Origin of the sequence: Ralstonia sp. A12 (assembly GCF_000801955.1) — a bacterium.
Lineage (GTDB): Bacteria > Pseudomonadota > Gammaproteobacteria > Burkholderiales > Burkholderiaceae > Ralstonia.
Genome location: NZ_JSZO01000003.1, coordinates 134,931 through 154,033, shown reverse-complemented (window position 1 = coordinate 154,033; position 19,103 = coordinate 134,931). Strand labels below are relative to the sequence as shown.

At 65.3% G+C, this 19,103-nt stretch carries 20 protein-coding genes, 1 other RNA gene and 1 riboswitch; of the genes, 11 read left to right on the top strand and 10 right to left on the bottom strand.

Translation table 11 applies throughout. The annotated features are described in order from the left end of the window. Positions 1-50 precede the first annotated feature (50 nt). On the bottom strand, positions 51-1,829 hold the full coding sequence (locus PI87_RS07275; RefSeq protein WP_039597123.1) for an autotransporter assembly complex protein TamA: 1,779 nt from the start codon (positions 1,827-1,829) through the stop codon (positions 51-53). Positions 1,830-2,068: 239 nt separating this feature from the next. Here PI87_RS07275 and PI87_RS07270 point away from each other — a divergent pair, with 239 nt between their 5' ends. The 3 genes from PI87_RS07270 to panC are packed head-to-tail and all read left to right on the top strand — an operon-like array spanning position 2,069 to position 4,056. Beyond that, a complete protein-coding gene (locus PI87_RS07270; protein ID WP_039597042.1) occupies positions 2,069-2,257 on the top strand; it encodes a DUF3460 family protein in 189 nt (62 codons plus the stop codon). A 40-nt stretch (positions 2,258-2,297) separates the two neighbouring features. Next, positions 2,298-3,179, top strand: coding sequence for a segregation and condensation protein A (locus PI87_RS07265; protein WP_039597041.1), 882 nt, complete (start codon positions 2,298-2,300; stop codon positions 3,177-3,179). 25 nt (positions 3,180-3,204) lie between these two features. Further along, entirely contained in the window at positions 3,205-4,056 is an 852-nt protein-coding gene (gene panC / locus PI87_RS07260) for a pantoate--beta-alanine ligase (RefSeq protein WP_039597040.1), read from the top strand. Positions 4,057-4,101: 45 nt separating this feature from the next. Here the strand turns inward: panC and PI87_RS07255 are convergent, their stop codons facing one another. Both PI87_RS07255 and PI87_RS07250 read right to left on the bottom strand, forming a co-directional pair. Next, positions 4,102-4,767: a ParA family protein gene (locus PI87_RS07255; RefSeq protein WP_039597039.1), complete on the bottom strand. Its 666-nt coding sequence runs from the start codon at positions 4,765-4,767 to the stop codon at positions 4,102-4,104. A 75-nt stretch (positions 4,768-4,842) separates the two neighbouring features. Then, complete coding sequence (locus PI87_RS07250) at positions 4,843-6,339, bottom strand: cobyric acid synthase (protein WP_039597038.1); 1,497 nt, start codon at positions 6,337-6,339, stop codon at positions 4,843-4,845. 59 nt (positions 6,340-6,398) lie between these two features. On the opposite strand from PI87_RS07250, the gene cobU reads away from it, so the two are divergent. From cobU to PI87_RS07230, 4 genes are read left to right on the top strand one after another with little or no spacing between them, the layout of a single operon-like run. Continuing rightward, a complete protein-coding gene (gene cobU / locus PI87_RS07245) occupies positions 6,399-6,974 on the top strand; it encodes a bifunctional adenosylcobinamide kinase/adenosylcobinamide-phosphate guanylyltransferase (protein WP_039597037.1) in 576 nt (191 codons plus the stop codon). Continuing rightward, complete coding sequence (gene cbiB, locus PI87_RS07240) at positions 6,971-7,951, top strand: adenosylcobinamide-phosphate synthase CbiB (protein ID WP_039597036.1); 981 nt, start codon at positions 6,971-6,973, stop codon at positions 7,949-7,951. Before cobU ends, cbiB begins: the two co-directional genes overlap by 4 nt. Further along, positions 7,948-8,976 carry a threonine-phosphate decarboxylase CobD gene (gene cobD / locus PI87_RS07235; RefSeq protein ID WP_039597035.1) on the top strand — a complete coding sequence of 343 codons (1,029 nt, stop codon included), beginning with the start codon at positions 7,948-7,950 and terminating at the stop codon, positions 8,974-8,976. The genes cbiB and cobD overlap by 4 nt, the downstream gene beginning before the upstream one ends. A gap of 11 nt (positions 8,977-8,987) precedes the next feature. Next, a complete protein-coding gene (locus PI87_RS07230) occupies positions 8,988-9,932 on the top strand; it encodes a cobalamin-binding protein (protein WP_039597034.1) in 945 nt (314 codons plus the stop codon). Positions 9,933-9,935: 3 nt separating this feature from the next. Here the strand turns inward: PI87_RS07230 and cobC are convergent, their stop codons facing one another. From cobC to PI87_RS07195, 7 genes are read right to left on the bottom strand one after another with little or no spacing between them, the layout of a single operon-like run. Next, positions 9,936-10,535, bottom strand: coding sequence for an alpha-ribazole phosphatase family protein (gene cobC / locus PI87_RS07225; protein WP_039597033.1), 600 nt, complete (start codon positions 10,533-10,535; stop codon positions 9,936-9,938). Next, a complete protein-coding gene (locus tag PI87_RS07220) occupies positions 10,520-11,290 on the bottom strand; it encodes an adenosylcobinamide-GDP ribazoletransferase (protein WP_039597032.1) in 771 nt (256 codons plus the stop codon). Before PI87_RS07220 ends, cobC begins: the two co-directional genes overlap by 16 nt. A gap of 2 nt (positions 11,291-11,292) precedes the next feature. Beyond that, positions 11,293-12,327: a nicotinate-nucleotide--dimethylbenzimidazole phosphoribosyltransferase gene (gene cobT, locus PI87_RS07215; RefSeq protein WP_039597031.1), complete on the bottom strand. Its 1,035-nt coding sequence runs from the start codon at positions 12,325-12,327 to the stop codon at positions 11,293-11,295. Positions 12,328-12,336: 9 nt separating this feature from the next. Continuing rightward, positions 12,337-12,957 carry a cob(I)yrinic acid a,c-diamide adenosyltransferase gene (gene cobO / locus PI87_RS07210; RefSeq protein ID WP_039597030.1) on the bottom strand — a complete coding sequence of 207 codons (621 nt, stop codon included), beginning with the start codon at positions 12,955-12,957 and terminating at the stop codon, positions 12,337-12,339. Continuing rightward, positions 12,947-13,783: an ABC transporter ATP-binding protein gene (locus PI87_RS07205; protein ID WP_039597029.1), complete on the bottom strand. Its 837-nt coding sequence runs from the start codon at positions 13,781-13,783 to the stop codon at positions 12,947-12,949. The genes cobO and PI87_RS07205 overlap by 11 nt, the downstream gene beginning before the upstream one ends. Then, a complete protein-coding gene (locus PI87_RS07200) occupies positions 13,780-14,787 on the bottom strand; it encodes a FecCD family ABC transporter permease (RefSeq protein WP_039597028.1) in 1,008 nt (335 codons plus the stop codon). The genes PI87_RS07205 and PI87_RS07200 overlap by 4 nt, the downstream gene beginning before the upstream one ends. 10 nt (positions 14,788-14,797) lie before the next feature. Then, positions 14,798-16,678 (bottom strand): TonB-dependent receptor domain-containing protein, encoded by a 1,881-nt coding sequence (locus PI87_RS07195; RefSeq protein ID WP_039597027.1) that lies wholly within the window; start codon positions 16,676-16,678, stop codon positions 14,798-14,800. A 252-nt stretch (positions 16,679-16,930) separates the two neighbouring features. Then, positions 16,931-17,182: riboswitch (cobalamin riboswitch) on the bottom strand. A 156-nt stretch (positions 17,183-17,338) separates the two neighbouring features. Here PI87_RS07195 and PI87_RS07190 point away from each other — a divergent pair. The 4 genes from PI87_RS07190 to PI87_RS07180 all read left to right on the top strand — a co-directional run bounded on the left by PI87_RS07190 (position 17,339) and on the right by PI87_RS07180 (position 19,023). Further along, positions 17,339-17,650: a hypothetical protein gene (locus PI87_RS07190; protein WP_039597026.1), complete on the top strand. Its 312-nt coding sequence runs from the start codon at positions 17,339-17,341 to the stop codon at positions 17,648-17,650. 2 nt (positions 17,651-17,652) lie between these two features. Next, positions 17,653-17,970 (top strand): cell division protein ZapA, encoded by a 318-nt coding sequence (locus PI87_RS07185; RefSeq protein WP_039597025.1) that lies wholly within the window; start codon positions 17,653-17,655, stop codon positions 17,968-17,970. Positions 17,971-18,193: 223 nt separating this feature from the next. After that, a non-coding RNA gene (ssrS, locus tag PI87_RS28445) (6S RNA) lies at positions 18,194-18,413 on the top strand. Between the two features lie 139 nt (positions 18,414-18,552). After that, the gene (locus tag PI87_RS07180) at positions 18,553-19,023 is read left to right on the top strand and encodes an EVE domain-containing protein (RefSeq protein WP_039597122.1); all 471 of its coding nucleotides are present in this window, start codon (positions 18,553-18,555) and stop codon (positions 19,021-19,023) included. Positions 19,024-19,103 lie beyond the last annotated feature (80 nt).

Below are 19,103 nucleotides of genomic sequence, written 5' to 3'. Positions count from 1 at the left end.
CGTGCGCATCCCCGCCACGCGGGGCCCCTGCTTACTGCTCATGCCGCCGCTCAAAACGCGATGCCCAGCGAGACGCTCGGCCGGAATTGCTTCTGCTGGATGCCGTAGGCCAGATCCAGTTGGATCGGCCCGACGGGGCTCTTCCAGCGCACGCCCACACCCACGCCGTTGAACCAGCGGCGCTCCGACCAGTTGTCGGTGGCCGTGCCGGTATCCCAGAACACGGCGCCGCCCCACTGCGGCAGGAACCAGCGCTGGTACTCCACCCCGCCCGTCACAAGGAACTTGGTCGGCAGCGTGCTGCCGTTGACCTCATTGCCGATGCTCTGGAAGTCGTAGCCGCGAACCGACTGCGTGCCGCCCGTGCGGAAGCGCAGTGTGGCCGGCACACCATCGCCGGGGCCGGAGGTAATGACGCCGCCCAGTTCAGCCCGCGCGACAAAGATGTCGCGCTGCCCCACCGGCACGTACTGACGCACGCGGCTGTACGAACGCACGAACGTCTGATCAGTCAGGAACCCTTTGACGGCCGCGCCGATCTGCGTGGTGATGATGTTGCCCCGGCGCGGAAACAGCGGGTCGTCCACGTCGCGGCGCGTCCACGCGAAGCCGGGCACCAGCGCCTTGCTCAACTCGCGCTCAGCCCCCTCGGGGCGCAGGTCGTCATAGTAGAAATCGATGGTGAACGAGGTTTCGTAGATGCCGCGTACGCGCGTCTGCTTGAAACCCGAGCGATAGCTGCGCGTCTCGGTGCCCGAGGTGTCGGTCCGGTCCATGCTGCTGTAGAGGCTGTTCACGTACTGTTTTTCGTCAGGCGGCAAGGTCACGCCGGCAAACAAATACTGCCGGCGCTGTTCAATGCGCGCCTGCGTATCGAGCACCCAGGCCTTGTTGAACAGGTTCAGATACTGGTAGCGCCCTTCCACCGAGGCGCCCGTATCGGTGCCGAAGCCGACACCGCTGGTCAGGCGGTTTGGCGGGTACTCACGCACCCGCACGCGCACAGGCGCGTTGACCGGGTCTTTCGGATCGTCACCCAGGTCGACAATGGCGTTGGCGAAATACGGCTGGCCCTGGATGGCGGCCTGCAATGCCTGCAGGCGATCTGCGGAATAGTCCTCACCCACGCGCAGCGGATTGACGTTGGTGATGATGCCGCGCGGGTAACGTGTCAGGCCCTGCACATCCAAGGGGCCCAGCGTGTAGGCCGGGCCGCTGTCATACGCAACGGACAGGTCCGCCTTGTTCTCGTCCGGGTCGACGCGCGCCTGCGACGTGGTCTGCTTGGCCGCGTAATAACGTTTGCTCTGCAGCGCGGCCAGGCTGTCGTCCTTGGCCTTGTCCCAGCCGGACTGGCGGAACGCCATGTCCTTCTGCAGGCCCCAGGCCTTCTTCAATTCTTCGATGCGCTTGGGGTCCTGCGTGATCGCACCGTTGAAGTCCAGCGCCACGTTGTCGATGGTCGTGCGCGGGCCGGGCTCGACCTTCACGTGCACGACACGGTGATCCGGCGGGCCATCCATGTTGGCCGTGGCCTTGGGCACGAAGTAACCTTCGGTAGCCGTCAGCTTGGTGACCTGGTCGCCAATGGTCTCGACCATGTACTGAAGCTGGTCTTCCGTGATGTCCTTGCGATCCTTGTAGCGCGAGAGGTCAAGATGGCGCTCCAGCAAGTCGCGGATGGCCTTGGGCGCCTCGATCTTGACGTCGTACTCGGCGCGGGCCGGCGCACACGCGAGCGACAGGGCAACGCCGGCCGCGAGCACAGCGGCATAAGCAGCAGGAAAACGAAAGCGAGACGGTCGTGACGGTCGACGAGGGCCGGTCATCGTGGCAAGCGTGGCGCCGCCCCCACGGGCCGGCTCAGTCAAAGGAAAGGCGTATTTGACCATACCGACCCTGGCAGGTGCCCAGGCAATTGCAACGAATACTGCCTTTCGGATCGGTCCGAAGGGTCCCGCACACGGCGTGCCCAACGCCCAATACGGTAAAATGCGCCGGTTTTCCGCCCGGGACCGGTTTGCGAACCCCGCCGTGCGGACCAGATCACCCAACATCACTGATTGCCATGGCCCTGTACAAGTCCGAGATCACCCAGTTCCTGGAAGAACTCAAGACCCAGAAGCCCGACCTGGAAACGCAACAGCGCCAAGGCCGCTCCCTGCTGTGGGACAAGGACCCGGTCGACCTGGATGAGCGCGCACGCGCCCAGGCTGCACGCGTGGCGCAAAAGCCGTACGTGTACTCGCTGGACTGATCGGCAGGCCGATCCCCCAGGCCCTGAGGCTCGCCGCCGCATGACCACTTCTGCGCAGGACAAGCTGCCGCTGCCCGTCGAGTTGCCCAGCGTGGCGCCCGAAAAGGACTCCACGCCGGTACAGGTTGATGGCCTGGCCTTCGCGCGGCTGTACGGCGAGCCGCTGTTCAAGCTCCCGCAAGACCTCTACATCCCGCCCGATGCGCTCGAGGTGTTTCTCGAAGCGTTTGAAGGGCCGCTGGACTTGCTGCTGTACCTGATCCGCCGCCAGAACTTCAATGTGCTGGACATTCCGCTGGCGCAGGTCACGCGGCAGTATCTGGCGTACATCGAGCAGATCCGCGCGACCAACCTCGAGCTGGCCGCCGAATACCTGCTGATGGCGGCCATGCTGATCGAGATCAAGTCGCGCATGCTGCTGCCGGTCAAGAAGACCGACTCCGGCGAAGAACCCGAAGACCCGCGTGCCGAACTGGTGCGCCGCCTGCTCGAATACGAGCAGATGAAGCTCGCTGCACAGAAGCTCGACACCGTGCCGCAGCTTGGCCGCGACTTCCTGCGCGCGCAGGTCTACATCGAGCAGAGCCTCGCGCCGCGCTATCCCGACGTCAATTCCGACGACCTGCGCGTTGCGTGGGCCGACGTGCTGCGTCGGGCCAAGCTCACGCAGCATCACAAGATCTCGCGCGAAGAGCTGTCCGTGCGCGAGCACATGAGCCAGATCCTGCGCAAGCTGCAGCACGCGCGGTTCATGGAGTTCACCGAGCTGTTTGAAGAAGCGATCCAGTCCGGCAAGGGCGCACCCATCGTGGTGGTCAACTTTGTCGCCATGCTGGAGCTCTCGCGCGAATCGCTGCTCGAAATCACCCAGGCCGAACCGTACGCGCCGATTTACGTGCGCCTCGCCTACTCTCCGACCTGACCCAGAACCAGGTCAACCCACAACTATGAAAGTCATCTCGTCCATCCAGGAACTGCGCGACCAGTTGCGCGGCCAGAACCGCGTCGCCTTCGTGCCGACCATGGGCAACCTGCATGAAGGCCACTTGAGCCTGATGCGCCTGGCGCGCCAGCATGGCGATCCGGTGGTGGCGTCCATCTTCGTGAACCGCCTGCAGTTCGGCCCGAACGAAGACTTCGACAAGTACCCGCGCACGCTGCAGGACGACATCGAGAAGCTGCAGAAGGAAGGCGTGTACGTGCTGTTCGCGCCCACCGAGCGCGACATGTACCCCGAGCCGCAGGAATATCGCGTCGACCCGCCGCACGACCTGGGCGACACGCTGGAAGGCGAGTTCCGCCCGGGCTTCTTCAAGGGCGTGTGCACGGTGGTGATGAAGCTGTTCTGCGCCGTGCAGCCGCGCGTGGCGGTGTTCGGCAAGAAGGACTACCAGCAACTGATGATCGTGCGCCGCATGGCCCATCAGTTCGCGCTGCCGGTGGACATCATCCCCGCCGAGACGGTGCGTGCGGAGGACGGGCTGGCACTGTCTTCGCGCAACATGTATCTGTCCAGCGACGAACGCGCCGAGGCGCCCGAGCTGTACCGCACGCTGCACCAGGTGCGCCAGGATGTGCTGGAAACCGTGCTGCAGGGCCAGACTTCGCACGAAGAGGTGACCAACAAAGCGATGGACTACCTGCGTGGCCGCGGCTGGCAGCCCGACTACGTGGCCGTGCGCCGCCGCACCGACCTGCAGGCGCCGACGCCCGAGAACATCGCCGCTGGCGAGCCGCTGGTGGTGCTGACCGCCGCCAAGCTCGGCAAAACGCGCCTGATCGACAACCTCGAGATCTGAACGACGCGTCGCCCAATAAAAAGCCCGGCAGTTGCCGGGCTTTTTTCATGCCGCCGCTGACGTATCCGCGACGGCTGCTTGCGGAGGCGTTTCCCCCAACCAATCGAGGATGCCGCTCCACTGCTCCACGTCCTTCGCCACGCGCGAGGGTGCCACGTCCCACAGCGTCAGGCCGTGCGCGGCCAGTTGCACGTAGTTCTGGGTATCGCGCAGGTAGCCGAGGATGGGCATGCCCAACCCCTGCACGAAACGCTGGAGCTGTTCAGCGGCACGTGTGCGCATGTCGACGCGCATGCCAACCACGCCCAGCTTGACCTCGCCGTGGCGGACAGCCTTTTCGTCGGCCAGTTTGCGCAGGAAGGTCTGCGTAGCGAGGATGTCGAACATCGAAGGCTGTAGCGGCACGATCACGTGGTCCGACAGCTTGACCAGATCGGTCAGCCGCCAGCCGTGCAACCCGGCCGGCGTATCGAGCACCACGTGCGTCGTGCCCTTGGGCGGCTTGGCGATGTGGTCGGCGCTGATCTCCCACGTGTGGATGGACTTGGCCGTCTCGGGGCGCAGCGCAAGCCACTCGCGCGACGACTGCTGGCGGTCGGTGTCGCCCAGCATCACGGTGTGGTCCTGACTGGCAAAGTAGCCCGCCAGATTGGTTGCCAGCGTGGTCTTGCCCACCCCACCCTTCGGATTCGCTACAACGGCCACCGGCATGCCTGCCTCCTTGCGCTCGTCGAATCGTGTGCCGAGTCGATCACTCGGCGGATTTGCTTATCCGGTGATTATGGCTCAGCCCGCACGTGGCAGCGTCCCGAACAGCGCGGCGAGGTCGAGGTGCGCTTCGCACGTGTCGGCAAGGCGTTCGAGCGACGCTTCGCGCAACGCGGCGTAGTCCTGCGCCTGGGCATCGCGCACGCCGGCCCAGGCGAGCAGCGCCCGGCACGCATCAGGCGCATCGAACAACCCGTGGAGATACGTGGCGAGGATCTGTCCGTCAGCCGACATGGCCCCATCCGCGCGCCCATCGTCGAGCCGCACGGCGGGCCGCGCGAGGGCCGGCCCCTCTGTCACGCCCATGTGAATTTCGTAGCCGGCGATAGTTGCCGCAACCGCACCGCCGTCAGCCAGCGTGCCGCGCACTTGCCGCAATTGCTTGGCTGCCTCCAGCGTGGTCTCGAAATCGAGATAGCCGAGCCCATCAACGCTGCCGGGCGCACCTTCCAGCCCCTGCGGATCATGCAGGCGACGTCCCAGCATCTGCATGCCACCGCAGATGCCGATCAGCTTGCCGCCATAGCGCAGGTGCTGCGCAATGGCCGACTCCCAGCCGTTGGCGCGCAGCCAGGCGAGGTCAGCCTGCACACTCTTGCTGCCGGGCAGGATGATGAGATCGGCCGGGGGAATCGGGTGGCCCGGGCCGACCAGGCGCACGTCCACCTGCGGGTGCGCGCGCAGCGCATCGAAATCGGTGTGGTTGGACACGCGCGGGAGCACCGGAATCACTACGCGCAGCGCGTCGCTCGAGGTGGCACGCTGCGCCGTCTGTACGGCGTCTTCCGCATCCAGATGCAGGCCGTGCAGATACGGCAGCACACCAAACACCGGCTTGCCCGTCTGCGCGATCAGCCAATCCAGCCCCGGCGTGAGCAGCGAGATGTCACCGCGAAAACGGTTGATGACGAAGCCGGTCACGCGTGCACGTTCGCTCTCCGACAAGCAGGCGAGCGTGCCGACCAAGTGGGCAAACACGCCGCCACGGTCGATGTCGGCCACCAGCACGACCGGGCAATCGACAGCTTCAGCAAAGCCCATGTTGGCGATGTCGCGATCGCGCAGGTTGATCTCGGCGGGGCTGCCGGCGCCTTCCACCAGTACGAGGTCGTATTGCGCGCGCAGGCGCGTGTGCGATTCGAGCACCGCTGCCATCGCGGTGGGCTTGTAGTCGTGATAAGCGCGGGCATCCAGATCACAGCGCGGCTGGCCGTGGATGATGATTTGCGCGCCAGTGTCGCTGTTGGGCTTGAGCAGCACGGGGTTCATGTCCACCGTGGGTGCAACGCCGGCGGCCTGGGCCTGCAGTGCCTGGGCGCGCCCGATCTCACCACCGTCTGCAGTGACGGCGCTATTGAGCGCCATGTTCTGCGGCTTGAACGGTGCCACCCGCACACCAGCGCGGTGGGCAACGCGGCACAGCCCGGCCACCAGCGTGCTCTTGCCGGCATCGGACGTGGTGCCTTGAATCATCAGCGTGCCGCGCGGTGGCACAGGAAACGGTAGCTTTGGCATGCGCGAATTATCGCATTCGCCTGTCTGCGCCAATCATCACCGGCGGCTAAAATGCGCGGATGTCTCGCCGTCTCACACTCGTCCTCGGTGGTGCCCGCTCGGGCAAGAGCCACCACGCTGAACAACTCGCGCTGCAATGCGCGGGGCCCGTCACGTACATTGCAACCGCTGGCGAAGGCGACGAAGAGATGCAGCTGCGCGTGGCCCTGCACCGCGCACGTCGCCCCGAGCATTGGGGCCTGGTCGAAGAACCCGTGCGCCTGGCCGAAGCGCTCTACACGCATGCGCAGCACGGCGGTTGCGTGCTGGTCGATTGCCTCACCCTATGGCTCAACAACCTCCTCTTCGCCGAGCAGCGTGACTATCCCGACACTGGCCTCATCACGCCGCCCGAGGCCTGGACGGCGGAAATCGACGCCCTGCTGACCGCTCTGCCCCTGCTGCCCGGCGAGGTGATTCTCGTGAGCAACGAGATCGGCCTGGGCGTGGTGCCGATGGGCGCCATCACGCGTTTCTATGTGGATGAGCTGGGCCGCCTGAACCAGCGTCTAGCCGCGTTGGCAGACAACGTACATCTGCTGGTGGCGGGCATTCCGATGGTGGTCAAAGGGCCGGCACTCGGCACTGGGTCGTGAACCTGCCGACTGGCGGTGTGATCGACCTCGGGTGGTCGTTCGTGGCGGTGGCCGCGCTGGCTGGCGTGCTGCTCGACCGGCGGCTGGGTGAAGTGCCGCACTGGCATCCGCTGGTGGGCTTCGGGCACATTGCCAACATCATCGAACGCGTCCTGAACCGCAAGCCGGCAGCGCTGGCATGGGCGCGCATCGTTGGCCTGACTGCCTGGGCGATTGCCGTGCTGCCCTTCGTGCTGCTGGCTGCGTGGCTTGTCACAACGGTGCACGCGACTTCAGCGTGGGCGGTGGTGGCGATTGATGCCGTAGCGCTCTACTTTGCGATCGGTGCGCGCAGCCTGCACGACCACATCGCGCCGATTGCGTCTGCCTTGCGCGAAGCCGACCTGCCCCGAGCACGTGCACTCGCCTCGCGCATCGTCTCGCGAGACCTCTCTGAGGCGGCCGACGAACCCATCGCCCGCGCTGCCGTGGAATCCGCCCTGGAAAACGGCAGCGACGCCGTGTTCGCCCCCTTGTTCTGGCTAATTGTGGCTGGCGCGCCTGGCGTGGTGCTCTATCGGCTGGCCAACACGCTCGATGCCATGTGGGGCTATCGCAATGCACGCTTTACCGGCTTTGGCTGGGCCGCCGCGCGCATCGACGACGTGCTCAACTGGGTTCCCGCCCGGCTGACGGCGATGAGCTATGCGCTGCTCGGCCACACCGCCGATGCGCTGCGCTGCTGGCGCCTGCAAGCGCCGCAATGGTCGAGCCCCAACGCGGGGCCGGTCATGGCTGCCGGTGCGGGCAGCCTGCGTGTGCAGCTTGGCGGCACCGCACGCTACGAAGGTGTAGACGAAGCCCGCCCACCGCTCGGCACAGGTGCGCCCGCCAGCGCCGCCGACATCAACCGCGCGCTGACACTCGTCTCACGCACGTTGTGGCTGTGGCTCGGCGTGTTGAGCGTCGCCGCCGTCATTGCTCGGAGCCTGGCATGAGTGTCATCGTCCACGGCGGCAATCTGGCCGCGGCACGCGCGCGATATGGTGAACCGGCGGGCGGCTGGCTTGATCTCTCGACCGGCATCAACCCAAACGGCTATCCGATCCCGCCCATCCCATCCGATGCGTGGCTGCGCCTGCCTGAAGACGATGGCCTGGAGGCGCTGGCGGCCACGCACTACGGCGTGAGAAACGCCAATGCTGTGTTGGCGGTCGCAGGCTCGCAGGCTGCCATCCGTACACTGCCCGCCCTGCTACCGCGCGGCCGGGTCGGCGTCGCGCAGATCGGTTACAGCGAATACGCACCCGCCTTTGCACGCGCCGGACATGACGTCGTTGCGCTGCCCGAAGCGGCATTCCTGGGCGATCTGCCCGACGATGTTCGACACCTGGTCGTCGTCAACCCGAACAACCCCACGGCGCGCGTGCTGTCGGCCAGCACGTTGCGTGACTGGCACGCGCGTCTGCACGCGCGCGGCGGCACGTTGATCGTCGATGAGGCGTTTATCGAAGCGCTGGAAGATGGCCCGACGCTCGCGCCGTTGGCAGGCGCGCCGGGCTTGATGATCCTGCGCTCGATCGGCAAGTTCTACGGGCTAGCCGGGGCGCGCATCGGCTTCGTGCTGGGTCCGCCGGATCTGCTGGCTACGCTGCGTGATGCGTTGGGGCACTGGACCGTCAACGGCCCGGCTCGCGCCGTCGTGCGCGCTGCGCTGACAGATACCACCTGGCAGACCACCAACCGCGCCCGCCTGCAACGCGAGGGCATGCGCCTGCACACGTTGCTCGATCACCACGGTTTGCAGAACATTGCCACGCCACTCTTTGCCTGGGCGCCCACACCACACGCGCTGTCGCTGCACGCACAACTGGCGCGGCTTGGCATCTGGACGCGCCTTTTTGATGTGCCGGGCACAGCGCCCGCGCATGACGTGCTTGGCTTGCGCTTTGGTCTGCCTCCGGACGAAACCGGATGGCAGCGCTTGGGCGTTGCGCTAGCATCGCTGTCGCTTTCCGTTTGACCCGTTCCCCAATGCTCGCTCGCTTTCCCCACTTCGCCCGTCGTCTGCGTGTGCTCGGTCTTGCCGCGCTGGCAGTTGCTGCTGCGCCGGCACTCGCCGCCATCTCCGTCACCGATGACACAGGTGCCACCGTCACATTGCAGCGCCCTGCGCAGCGCATCGTCAGCTTGGCGCCGCACGCGACTGAATTGCTGTTTGCGGCGGGTGGCGGCGCACGCATCGTCGGTACGGTGGCCTATAGCGACTATCCGCCCGCTGCCCGCGACATCCCGCACGTGGGCGACAACCGTGCACTCGACCTGGAACGCATTGCCGCACTCAAGCCCGATCTGGTGGTGGTCTGGCGACACGGCAATGCGCAGAAGCAGATCGATCGCTTGCGCGCACTGGGCATTCCGCTGTTCTTCTCCGAGCCGCATCGCATGGGCGACATTCCGCGCTCCATCGAGACGCTCGGCACGCTGCTCGACACACGTGCCAGCGCTCACGACGCGGCCCTGCAGTTCCGCCAGCAAGTCGATGCGCTGCGCAACCGCTATGCGGGCAAGCCGCCGGTGCAGGTGTTCTATCAGGTGTGGGAGCAACCGCTGATGACGCTCAACGGTCAGCACATCTTTACCGACATGCTGGCGCTGTGCGGCGGCCGCAATGTGTTTGCGGGCGAGCCGCTTCTGGTGCCGACCGTATCGGCCGAGGCCGTCATCGCGGCCAACCCCGAAGTCCTGCTAACCGCCAGCATGGGCGCCACGCAAGGCAATCGCCCGATCGACACGCTCGACGGCTGGAAGCGCTGGCCGCAACTGCTGGCCGTGCAGCGCGGCAACCTGTTCAGCATCAATGGGGACCTGATCAACCGCTTCGGCCCGCGCCTGGTGGAAGGCGCGGCGCAGTTGTGCGAAGACCTGGAGCAGGCCCGCGCCAAACGCACGGGGGCACAGGCCGTCAACAGCCGCTGATCGTCAGCGGTTCCAGAACAGCAGCACCGGCAGCGCATCCGGCTGTTCGGGCTGCAGACGGAAGCCACAGGCGCCGCCCCACTGCAGTGGCCATTGCAGCGTTTCAGCAAGCGGGCGCTGCAGCCAGTGCGCAGCCAGCGCCCGCATGCAGCCTGCGTGCGTCACGGCCCATAGACAAGGCACCGGCGAAGCGGCCATCGATTCGGCCCACGTGGTCACGCGGGCCAGCAAGTCGGCAGCAGACTCCCCGCCATGCGGATTGCCGTGCACCAGATCGCGCGCCCAGCGGTCGACTTGCGCGCGCGGAATGTCATCCCACTGGCGACCTTCCCACGCGCCGAAGTCGAGTTCCATCAGTTGCGCGTCGATCTCTAGCGGGGGCAGCTCGGCCGTCTGCGCAATCACCGGCAGGATCGCCTCAGCGGTGAGCCGGCTGCGTTGCAGTGGGCTTGCCAGCAGGCGTTGCGGCGTATGCGCGGTGAGTTTTTCCACGATAGCCATGGGGGCCGGGGCCATCGGTGTGTCCAGCGGCAGATCGGTGCGCCCGTAGCACAGGCCGACCGTCATGGCGGGCCGCGCGTGGCGGATCAGGATGAAATCCATGCCAGCAGCCCCCACAGGATCAGCAACTCGAACATCTGCTGCGCCATCCCCAGGCAGTCGCCCGTAATGCCGCCAATACGACGTACGAAGTAGCGGCCCAGCAACCAGCGTGCGACGAACAGCGCCACGACCACGAGCACTGCACACGCTGGTCCGAACCACAGCAAGGGCGCGATGCCGAACACGCCCGCCCAGAGCGCATCGCTGATGCGCATGCGCTGTGCAACAGGCTTGGCCTTGCCTTCGGCGCGTACGTAGTCATGGGTGAGCAGGTAACTGACGGCAGCGGCACGACTGGCGGCATGCGCAGCCACCATCGCTGCGAGCACGGCAATCGGATGCGCTGCCAATGCAGTCAGCAGTTGCCACTTCAACAGCAGCGCCATGCACACCGCAATGGCCCCGAACGCGCCGATGCGCGAGTCATGCATGATGCGCAGCCGGTCTTCTGGCGTGTAACCGCCGCCAAAGCCATCGGCGCAATCCGCCAGACCGTCTTCATGGAAGGCGCCGGTCAACAGCAGCGTCGCCACCATCGACATGGCAACCGCCACGCCGGGCGCAGGCACGGTTCGCGAGACCAACCAGTACACCGCGGCTGCCACGGCCCCCACCAACCAACCGATCAGCGGAAAGTAGCGCGCCGCGCGATTCAACCCCGCTTGCGAGAACCCGACCGACGCCGGTACGGGGATGCGGGTGAAATACCCGACCGCCGTCCACAGCGCCTGCCAGTGCTCGCGCAGTGCGTTCATCGTTATGCGCGCTCGCTCACGCCTGCGCTGGCGAAGGTCGCCATCTCACGCAGGAAGGCCACGGCAGACACCACCAGCGGATACGCCAGCACCGCCCCGCTACCCTCCCCCAGGCGCAACGACAGCGACAGCAGCGGCCGCGCATCCAGCACCTCCAGCAGTGCGCGATGGCCGCGCTCATCCGACACATGCCCGAACACGCAGTAGTGCAGCACGTCCGGTGCCACACGGGCCGCCACAAGCACGGCTGCCGTGGCGATAAACCCGTCGACAAGGACGATCATGCGGCGCTTGGCCGCCTCGATCACCGCACCAGCAATCGCTGCGACCTCGAAGCCGCCAAAGCAGGCCAGCACGTCCAACGGATCGCGCACGCCTGCGTGTTTTGTGAGCGCCGCTTCCAGCGCGGCACGTTTGTGGGCAAGACCTTCGTCGTCAAGACCGGTGCCACGGCCAACGCATTGCGCCACCGGCATATCGCACAGCCGCGCCATCAGACATGAGGCAGACGCCGTGTTGGCGATGCCCATCTCGCCGAATGCGATCACGTTGGTGCCAAGCGATGCGTGGTGCGCCACGCGTTGCGCGCCAAGTGCCATGGCGCGGTCGCGCTCGTCGGCGGTCATGGCGGGTTGTTCCGCAAAGTTGCGCGTGCCGGAGCCAACGGGTGCATCGACCAGACCCGGCGTATCTGCCGTCCAGAGCGGCGCGGCCACGCCGGCATTGACCACTTCCAGCGCAAACCCATGCTGCCGGCTGAACACGTTGATGGCCGCGCCGCCCGCGATGAAGTTCAACACCATCTGTGCCGTCACGGCTTGCGGATAGGCGCTCACGCCGGCATGGGCGACACCGTGGTCTGCCGCAAACACCACCACAGCGGGACGCGTGAGCACCGGTGCCTCGGTGTTCTGGATCAGGCCGATCTGCACGGCCAGTGACTCCAGCCGGCCCAGCGCGCCAAGCGGCTTGGTCTTGCTGTCGACAGCGGCCTGCAGGCGGGTACGCAGTGCCCGATCAAAAGAAGGAATCTGCATGATGGGAGCCTACAGTTCGACACCGGGCTGAGCCTGGATGCCTTGAGAAAACGCGTGCTTGACCAGCGTCATGTCGGTCACGGTATCGGCGGCTTCGATCAACTCGGGCGGCGCACCGCGTCCGGTAATGACAACGTGCTGTGCGGCTGGCCGCGCACGCAGGTCGGCCAGCACCGTCTGCACATCAAGGTAATGGTATTTGAGCGCGATGTTCAGTTCATCCAACAGCACCAGACCGATGCTGGGGTCACGCAGCAGCGCGCGCGCACAATCCCAGGCGGCCTGGGCTTTTTCGATGTCGCGCGTGCGGTCCTGCGTCTCCCATGTGTAGCCCTCGCCCATCACGTGGAACTCGCATTGCTCGGGAAAACGGCGCAGGAAGCGCTCCTCACCCGTGGGGATCGCGCCCTTGATGAACTGCACCACGCCAACCTGCATGTCGTGGCCCATGGCGCGGATCACCATGCCAAAACCGGAGCTGGATTTGCCCTTGCCGTTGCCGGTGTTGACCAGCAGCACACCGCGCACGTCGGTGGCGGCGGCAATCTTGGCGTCCACCACGGCCTTCTTGCGTTGCATGCGCGAGCGGTGGCGCTCGTTCAAGCCATCGTTGTTATCTTCAGTTGTCATCGGGATCGTCAGGAATCAGGGCCGTGCGGCGGCCGTCCGCCACCTCGGCAATCGGGGTGCGCAACACGCGCGCGCAGTGTTCGGGGGTGAGGACGTCGGCCGCAGGGCCCGCGTTGGTGTGGCCTTCGCCATCCATCAGGAGTGCGTGCGTGGCGAAGCGGCGCGCGAGGTTCAGATCGTGCACGGTCAGCACGACCAGCCAGCCATGATTGCGACAACCCTCGCGCAGCAGGCGAAGCACGGCAATCTGCTGGTGCAGGTCCAGATGGGCGACGGGCTCGTCAAGCATGAGAACGTGCGAGTCCTGCGCGATCACCGCAGCCATGGCCACACGTTGGCGTTCACCGCCAGAGAGCGTACGCACATCGCGCTGTGCAAGTGGCTCCAGCGCAAGTGCTGCGATGGCGGCCTCCACAGCACGCGCATCGGCATCGCCCTCCCACTCCCAACGCGCGAGGTGCGGGTGGCGGCCGGTCATGACGGCCTCATGCACAGTCATCGGGAAGGTGTCATGCAACGTCTGCGGCAGGAACGCGCGGCGACGGGCCATTGCGGCGGCAGGCCAATCCGAGAGCGATTGGCCGTCAAGCGTGACACTGCCGCCGTCCGCATCACGCAAACCGGCCAACACCGACAGCCACGTCGACTTGCCAGCGCCGTTCGGGCCGACCACGCACCAGAGCTGTCCGCCGGTGGCCGTCATCGACAGGCGCTCGATCAGTACACGACCATCGATAGTCACGCGCAAATCGCGCAGCGCGAGTTCGGGCACGGCGTCGGTTTCCACAAACGCAGCGGCAGCGTGCGTGCGGCGCAGCCAGCTCATCGCGTGCTCCGCATCAGCAGGTAGAGAAACGTCGGCACGCCCAGCATCGTGGTGATCACGCCCACCGGCAACTGCGTCGGCGCGATCAGCGTGCGGGCGATCAGGTCGGCCAGCATCAGCAGGCCCCCGCCGGCCATCACCGTAGCGGGCAGGTGGATGCGCACGTCGCGCGTCCACGCCAGGCGCACCATGTGCGGCACCAGCAGGCCGACGAACGCGACCGAGCCGGCAATCGTCACCGCCACCGCCGTGCACAACGAGGCCACGACGTAGATCAGCGTCCGTACACGCGCCACTGGCACGCCCAGCGCACGGGCGCGCGTCTCGCCAGTCAGCAGTACGTTCAGGTCGCGCGCATGCGGCAGCACCACAACCACCGCCACGATCAGAGAGACCAGCGCACCGATGTAACGATCGGCACCACCCAGGTCGCCGACCATCCAGAAGATCATGCCGCGCAGCTTGTTCTCGGGCGCGACCGTCAGAATGAGGGTAATCAGGCCGACCCAACCGGAGGCCATCACTACGCCGCCAAGCAGCAGGCGCGCGTTGGCTTCACCCGGCTCGCCGCGCCACAAGTGCTGGCGCGCGAGCGCCGCCACCAACGCCATCGAGAGCAGCGCACCGGCGCCGGCACTTGCCTGCACGCCCCACCACGGCAGCGAGAACAACATCGCCGTCAATGCTGCCACCGCCCCGCCACCGGACACCCCCAGCACATACGGATCGGCTAGCGGATTGCGCAGCAGCATCTGCATGAGCGCCCCGGCAAAGGCGAGCAGCCCGCCGGCAGCAAATGCAGCACCCGCACGCGGCAGGCGCAACTCGGTGACGATGCCTGCAGCCAGACCATCGCCACCGCCAATCAAGGCCCGCCAGACTTCAGCGGGCGACAGCTTCACGCTGCCGAGCATCAACGACGCCATCAGCACCGCCACGCACGCGAGCGCCAGCAGCGACCACAGTCGCCAGGCAAAACCGCGTGCGGGCAGCGCAGGTGTCATTCGAGTTTCCTTACTTCTTCGGCTCGTGCTGTTGCCACGACAGCGTAAAGAACACCCCACGCGATGCCGTGTTGTACGGATAGATCAACTGGTAGTTCTTGTTCGTCACGTTCTCAAGGCGTGCCGACACTGCCCAATCCGGCGTGATCTGGTACCGGCCGACCAGGTTCAGCAGGCCATAGCCGCCGAGCGTCTTGGTCGAATCCTGACGGTCACCCGCCGCATTCCACTCCACGCCCGCCGAGAACGGCCCGAAGGTCTTGTACGCCGACACACTGCCGAAGTGCCGCGCACGGCGCGACAGCAACTGGTTGGCCGACAAGTCCTGCGGGTTCTGCATGGTAAAGCTGGCACGCAGATCCACGCCATAGATCGAACCGCGGTACGAGGTTTCCAGCCCGTTCACACGCGCGCGGTTGACGTTGGCGGCCGCGCAGTTGAACGACGCATCGCACACCGCGGTGATCAGGTTGCTGTAGTCGGTCTCGAACGCCGTTACACGCACCAGGCCGATTGCGCTGCTGTATTCCACGCCGCCTTCCACCGAGCGTGCCTTTTCAGGCTGCACATTCGGATTGCCGAAGAACGGGTAGTACAGCTCGTTGAAGCTCGGCGCGCGGAAGGCATTGCTCACGCTCGCCACCGCCTTCCACTGCGGGTTGAAGGCGAAACCGTAACCGGCGTAGTAGCTGTTGGCACCGCCGAAGTCCGAGTAGCGGTCACGACGCACGTTCAGCTGCAGCTGATGCGGGCCGAACTTGCCTTCATAGCCAACGTAGGCGGAATCGACGTTGCGCGTGGGTGCGTCATAGGCGTCGCTGTCGATGCTGGTTTGCGAGTGCTCCAGGCCCACCTTGAGCAACTGGTCAGGCATGAACACCCAGTCGTTCTGCCAGCTCGCCAGCTGATTGCGCGTGTTGAACCGGCCGTTCTTTGCGCTGTTGAGGAAGTTCAGGTTCCGGTCATCGCCTTGCGAGATCGTCAGGCGCGTCTTCCAGTCCTGCGTCACCTTGCCGTCGACATACGCCGACATCGAGCGCACCTGGTTGTGCGCGATATTGATGTCGGTCGGCTTGCCGAAACCGGAGTCGTAGCTAACGTCGCCCCAGGTCTGGAAGTACGTCAGGCCCGCCTGCCAGTCGGCAGAGAACCGATGCGACAGTTGCGCCGACACGCTCTTGTTCGTGTACGGGTTGTCGTTCGGGTTGGCCTTTGGTGCCTGCAGCGGGTTGATGGCCGAAAAGCCGTTGGTCTTGAACTCCGACACCGACACCGCGAACGACGTATCGCCGCCCTCGCCCAGCGAGCCGCTGATGCCGGCCTGCGCGCGCTTGGTGTTGCGCGCGCCGTATTCGATCTCCGCATTGGCCAGAGGCGCATGACCCTTGCCGTTGCGTGTGAAGATCTGCACCACGCCGCCGATGGCGCCCGAGCCGTACAGCGCCGACACGTTGCCGCGCACGATCTCGATGTGATCGATCTGGTCGGCCATGAGCTGATCGATTTGGGTGGTGCCCAGCGTACCGGAACTCACGCGTACACCATCGATCAGCACCAGCGTCTGGCTAGAGCTGGCGCCGCGCATGAAGAGGCTGGAACTGGTGCCGGGGCCGCCGTTCTGCGCGATTTCGATGCCAGCCTCACGACGCAGCAGGGTCACCGCATCCGGTGCCTGCGAGCGTTCGATGTCGGCACGCGTGATGACCGTGGTATGCGGCAGTGCATCCGACAAGGGCTGCTCGCTGCGCGAGGCGGTCACCACTGTCGGATTCAGTTCGCCGATAGGCGTACCAGACGCCTGTGTATTGCTTTGTGCCCAGGCCGGTGCAACTGCACCCGCCATGACCCCCGTCAGTGCGCTGGCAAGCGCGCGCATGGCCGTCCGGGGCATCCGGAGTGGCCGCTTTGTAGTCAAGCTCATGTTGAAAAGACAAGAAGCGTCAGCCGGACCCGTTCCCCCGCGGGTCGCTGGCAGCAGGATCTCGATGCGGTTCCCTCACATCGGCTCAGAACCGGTTCACGATCCGTAGCGAGCGGTTCGAGGTTGGCCTGAGAAGTGCAGCCGTACATGGGTACCTACCCACGAAACAGCGGCATCGCAAGGTCAAGATCGGACCGCGCAGTAGGATCGTGGACCGGTTCGCTGAGATCCACCGTCCTGGCCGGTATCCGGGCTGGCGAAGCGGCCTGTCCGCCTTCCCATTCCCGAGGGAACAGTGGCGTATGGACAGACCGCGCGGTGCCCTCCTCTTCTTGCGAGAGATGGCGGGCACACGCGACGTTCGCTTACCGTTGCGGGGGCAGCGCAGGTTGGCGCATCGCTTTGGGGGCGGCGCTCCCTGCTTCCCGTTTAACTGCAGTTGGTGCTGCGGGCACCAGGACGGCAGCGAGTTTACCGGAAAAGGCTCGCCAAGCCCGCATCGCGCATGCCACAGTGCACCGATCAACTCTTGTGCCCTCGCCGCCGCCTCGCCTTGCGCATCCGTATGGAGGACAGGCGCAATTGGCATGATGGGCTAAAATCCCCCCACTCGATTCTGATTGACAACCGATGCTGAACGAACTCGAACACCTTGCCGACAAGATTGCGCGCGTGCTGCGTCACGCCGATGCGCTTGCCGCCGAGAACCAGCGCCTGCGCGCTGAAGTCGAACGGCTTACCGCGGAAGCCGAGGTCTCCAAGACCGAGCGCGACGCCATGGTGGCCGATCGCAGCGTGCTCAATGCCAAGATCGAAGAAGCGCAACTGCGCATCCAGTCGATTCTCGACAAGCTGCCGACGGCCACCGACGCCCGCCAGCTTGACCTCCTCGGCCAGGCCGCCGGCGATGAAGCCGCCACCGCCCCGCACTCGGAGACCTAAGCATGAGCAGTAAGCAAATTGAAGTGAACATCGCGGGCCAAGCCTACAAGTTTGCCGTTTCGCCCGACAACGAAGCCGCGCTGCGTGAAGCCGCCGCCATGGTCGACAACCAGATGACGCGCATCAAAAACGGCTCGAGCACCAAGGGCATCGAGCGCGTCGCCGTGATGGCCGCCATCAGCATCGCGTCGGATCTGCTGTCGATGCAGCGCCAGGCCGCCTCCGATTCCGCCCTGCCGATCGACACGATTCGCGCCAAATTGGCCGACCTGAACGCCCGCACCGACGAGGCACTGCGCCAGTACGGCGAGGTCATTTAACGAAGGTCAAAACGTGTTTGTAACCGGATCGCATCCGGGCTTGGGTTCGGATGCGAACGGGTGTATAGTGTCACCCAATGGCTACCGGCAGTCTCCCGCAAACCCTTACAACATAAGGCTTTAGCGACTACAGACTCACAAGCCGGTTGCTCGCGATGAATCTCTCAGACGCATCACCATGTCGCCAAAGACATGCCTCCACAACGTGGTGATCCGTCTGACAGTTTCCCTGCCTGGTTCGCCATGGCCATTAATTCCTTGAACCGATAAGCATTGCTTGGTGCGGGATATGCCGTGTGGGCGAGCGCGTCTTCCAGTGCACAGCGTGCGACGCAAGTCGTGGGCTCCCTGCGCCGGTGATGTACCCAAAATGCGGCTTCCGCTGCCACTCTGAACCTCACTTGGGTTCAGGATGCGGGTCTAGCGGCCAAGGTGGGGACCCAACAAAGGCGGTAGTGCACATGTGCGCTACCGCCTTTTTCTTTGCGCATCATCGCTGCGCGACCCAAATGCACCGCCAATGGCAAGGCCCCGGCGCTGTTGCTATGCTGCGCACACCATCACTTCTGCACGTCGCGCATCATGGCCGCCCAATATTGGTTGATGAAATCCGAGCCCGACGAGGCCAGCATCGACACGCTGCACACCGAGGGCACCCTGCCCTGGACCGGCGTGCGCAACTACCAGGCGCGCAACTTCATGCGCGACCGCATGCGCATCGGCGACGGCGTGCTGTTCTATCACTCATCCTGCCCACAGCCTGGCATCGCTGGGCTAGCGGAAGTCTGCTCGACCAGCTACCCCGATCCCACGCAGTTCGACACCAAGAGCCATTACCACGATCCGGCCTCCAAGCTGGAAGCGCCACGCTGGATGCTGGTCGACGTGAAGTTCGTGCGCAAATGCGCGCTGATCGATCTGCCCACGCTGCGCGCACAGGAGCCACTGGCCGACATGACCGTGCTCCAACGCGGCAATCGCCTGTCGATCACGCCGGTCACGCCCGCGCAATGGCGCTACATCACCACCAAATTGATGCGCGATTCTGAGTAAATGGCACGCAACGGTTGGGAATTGTTACAAACGTGATGAACGATGCGCGTTGCAGCCGGTCAGACGCATCACATTGCTTT

What these genes read in the sequence shown, in the direction of transcription:
- PI87_RS07275 (WP_039597123.1), bottom strand. Translation starts at nt 1,829, where the DNA reads ATGACCGGCCCTCGTCGACCGTCACGACCGTCTCGCTTTCGTTTTCCT.
- PI87_RS07270 (WP_039597042.1), top strand. Translation starts at nt 2,069, where the DNA reads ATGGCCCTGTACAAGTCCGAGATCACCCAGTTCCTGGAAGAACTCAAG.
- PI87_RS07265 (WP_039597041.1), top strand. Translation starts at nt 2,298, where the DNA reads ATGACCACTTCTGCGCAGGACAAGCTGCCGCTGCCCGTCGAGTTGCCC.
- panC (WP_039597040.1), top strand. Translation starts at nt 3,205, where the DNA reads ATGAAAGTCATCTCGTCCATCCAGGAACTGCGCGACCAGTTGCGCGGC.
- PI87_RS07255 (WP_039597039.1), bottom strand. Translation starts at nt 4,767, where the DNA reads ATGCCGGTGGCCGTTGTAGCGAATCCGAAGGGTGGGGTGGGCAAGACC.
- PI87_RS07250 (WP_039597038.1), bottom strand. Translation starts at nt 6,339, where the DNA reads ATGCCAAAGCTACCGTTTCCTGTGCCACCGCGCGGCACGCTGATGATT.
- cobU (WP_039597037.1), top strand. Translation starts at nt 6,399, where the DNA reads ATGTCTCGCCGTCTCACACTCGTCCTCGGTGGTGCCCGCTCGGGCAAG.
- cobD (WP_039597035.1), top strand. Translation starts at nt 7,948, where the DNA reads ATGAGTGTCATCGTCCACGGCGGCAATCTGGCCGCGGCACGCGCGCGA.
- PI87_RS07230 (WP_039597034.1), top strand. Translation starts at nt 8,988, where the DNA reads ATGCTCGCTCGCTTTCCCCACTTCGCCCGTCGTCTGCGTGTGCTCGGT.
- cobC (WP_039597033.1), bottom strand. Translation starts at nt 10,535, where the DNA reads ATGGATTTCATCCTGATCCGCCACGCGCGGCCCGCCATGACGGTCGGC.
- PI87_RS07220 (WP_039597032.1), bottom strand. Translation starts at nt 11,290, where the DNA reads ATGAACGCACTGCGCGAGCACTGGCAGGCGCTGTGGACGGCGGTCGGG.
- cobT (WP_039597031.1), bottom strand. Translation starts at nt 12,327, where the DNA reads ATGCAGATTCCTTCTTTTGATCGGGCACTGCGTACCCGCCTGCAGGCC.
- cobO (WP_039597030.1), bottom strand. Translation starts at nt 12,957, where the DNA reads ATGACAACTGAAGATAACAACGATGGCTTGAACGAGCGCCACCGCTCG.
- PI87_RS07205 (WP_039597029.1), bottom strand. Translation starts at nt 13,783, where the DNA reads ATGAGCTGGCTGCGCCGCACGCACGCTGCCGCTGCGTTTGTGGAAACC.
- PI87_RS07200 (WP_039597028.1), bottom strand. Translation starts at nt 14,787, where the DNA reads ATGACACCTGCGCTGCCCGCACGCGGTTTTGCCTGGCGACTGTGGTCG.
- PI87_RS07195 (WP_039597027.1), bottom strand. Translation starts at nt 16,678, where the DNA reads ATGCCCCGGACGGCCATGCGCGCGCTTGCCAGCGCACTGACGGGGGTC.
- PI87_RS07190 (WP_039597026.1), top strand. Translation starts at nt 17,339, where the DNA reads ATGCTGAACGAACTCGAACACCTTGCCGACAAGATTGCGCGCGTGCTG.
- PI87_RS07185 (WP_039597025.1), top strand. Translation starts at nt 17,653, where the DNA reads ATGAGCAGTAAGCAAATTGAAGTGAACATCGCGGGCCAAGCCTACAAG.
- PI87_RS07180 (WP_039597122.1), top strand. Translation starts at nt 18,553, where the DNA reads ATGGCCGCCCAATATTGGTTGATGAAATCCGAGCCCGACGAGGCCAGC.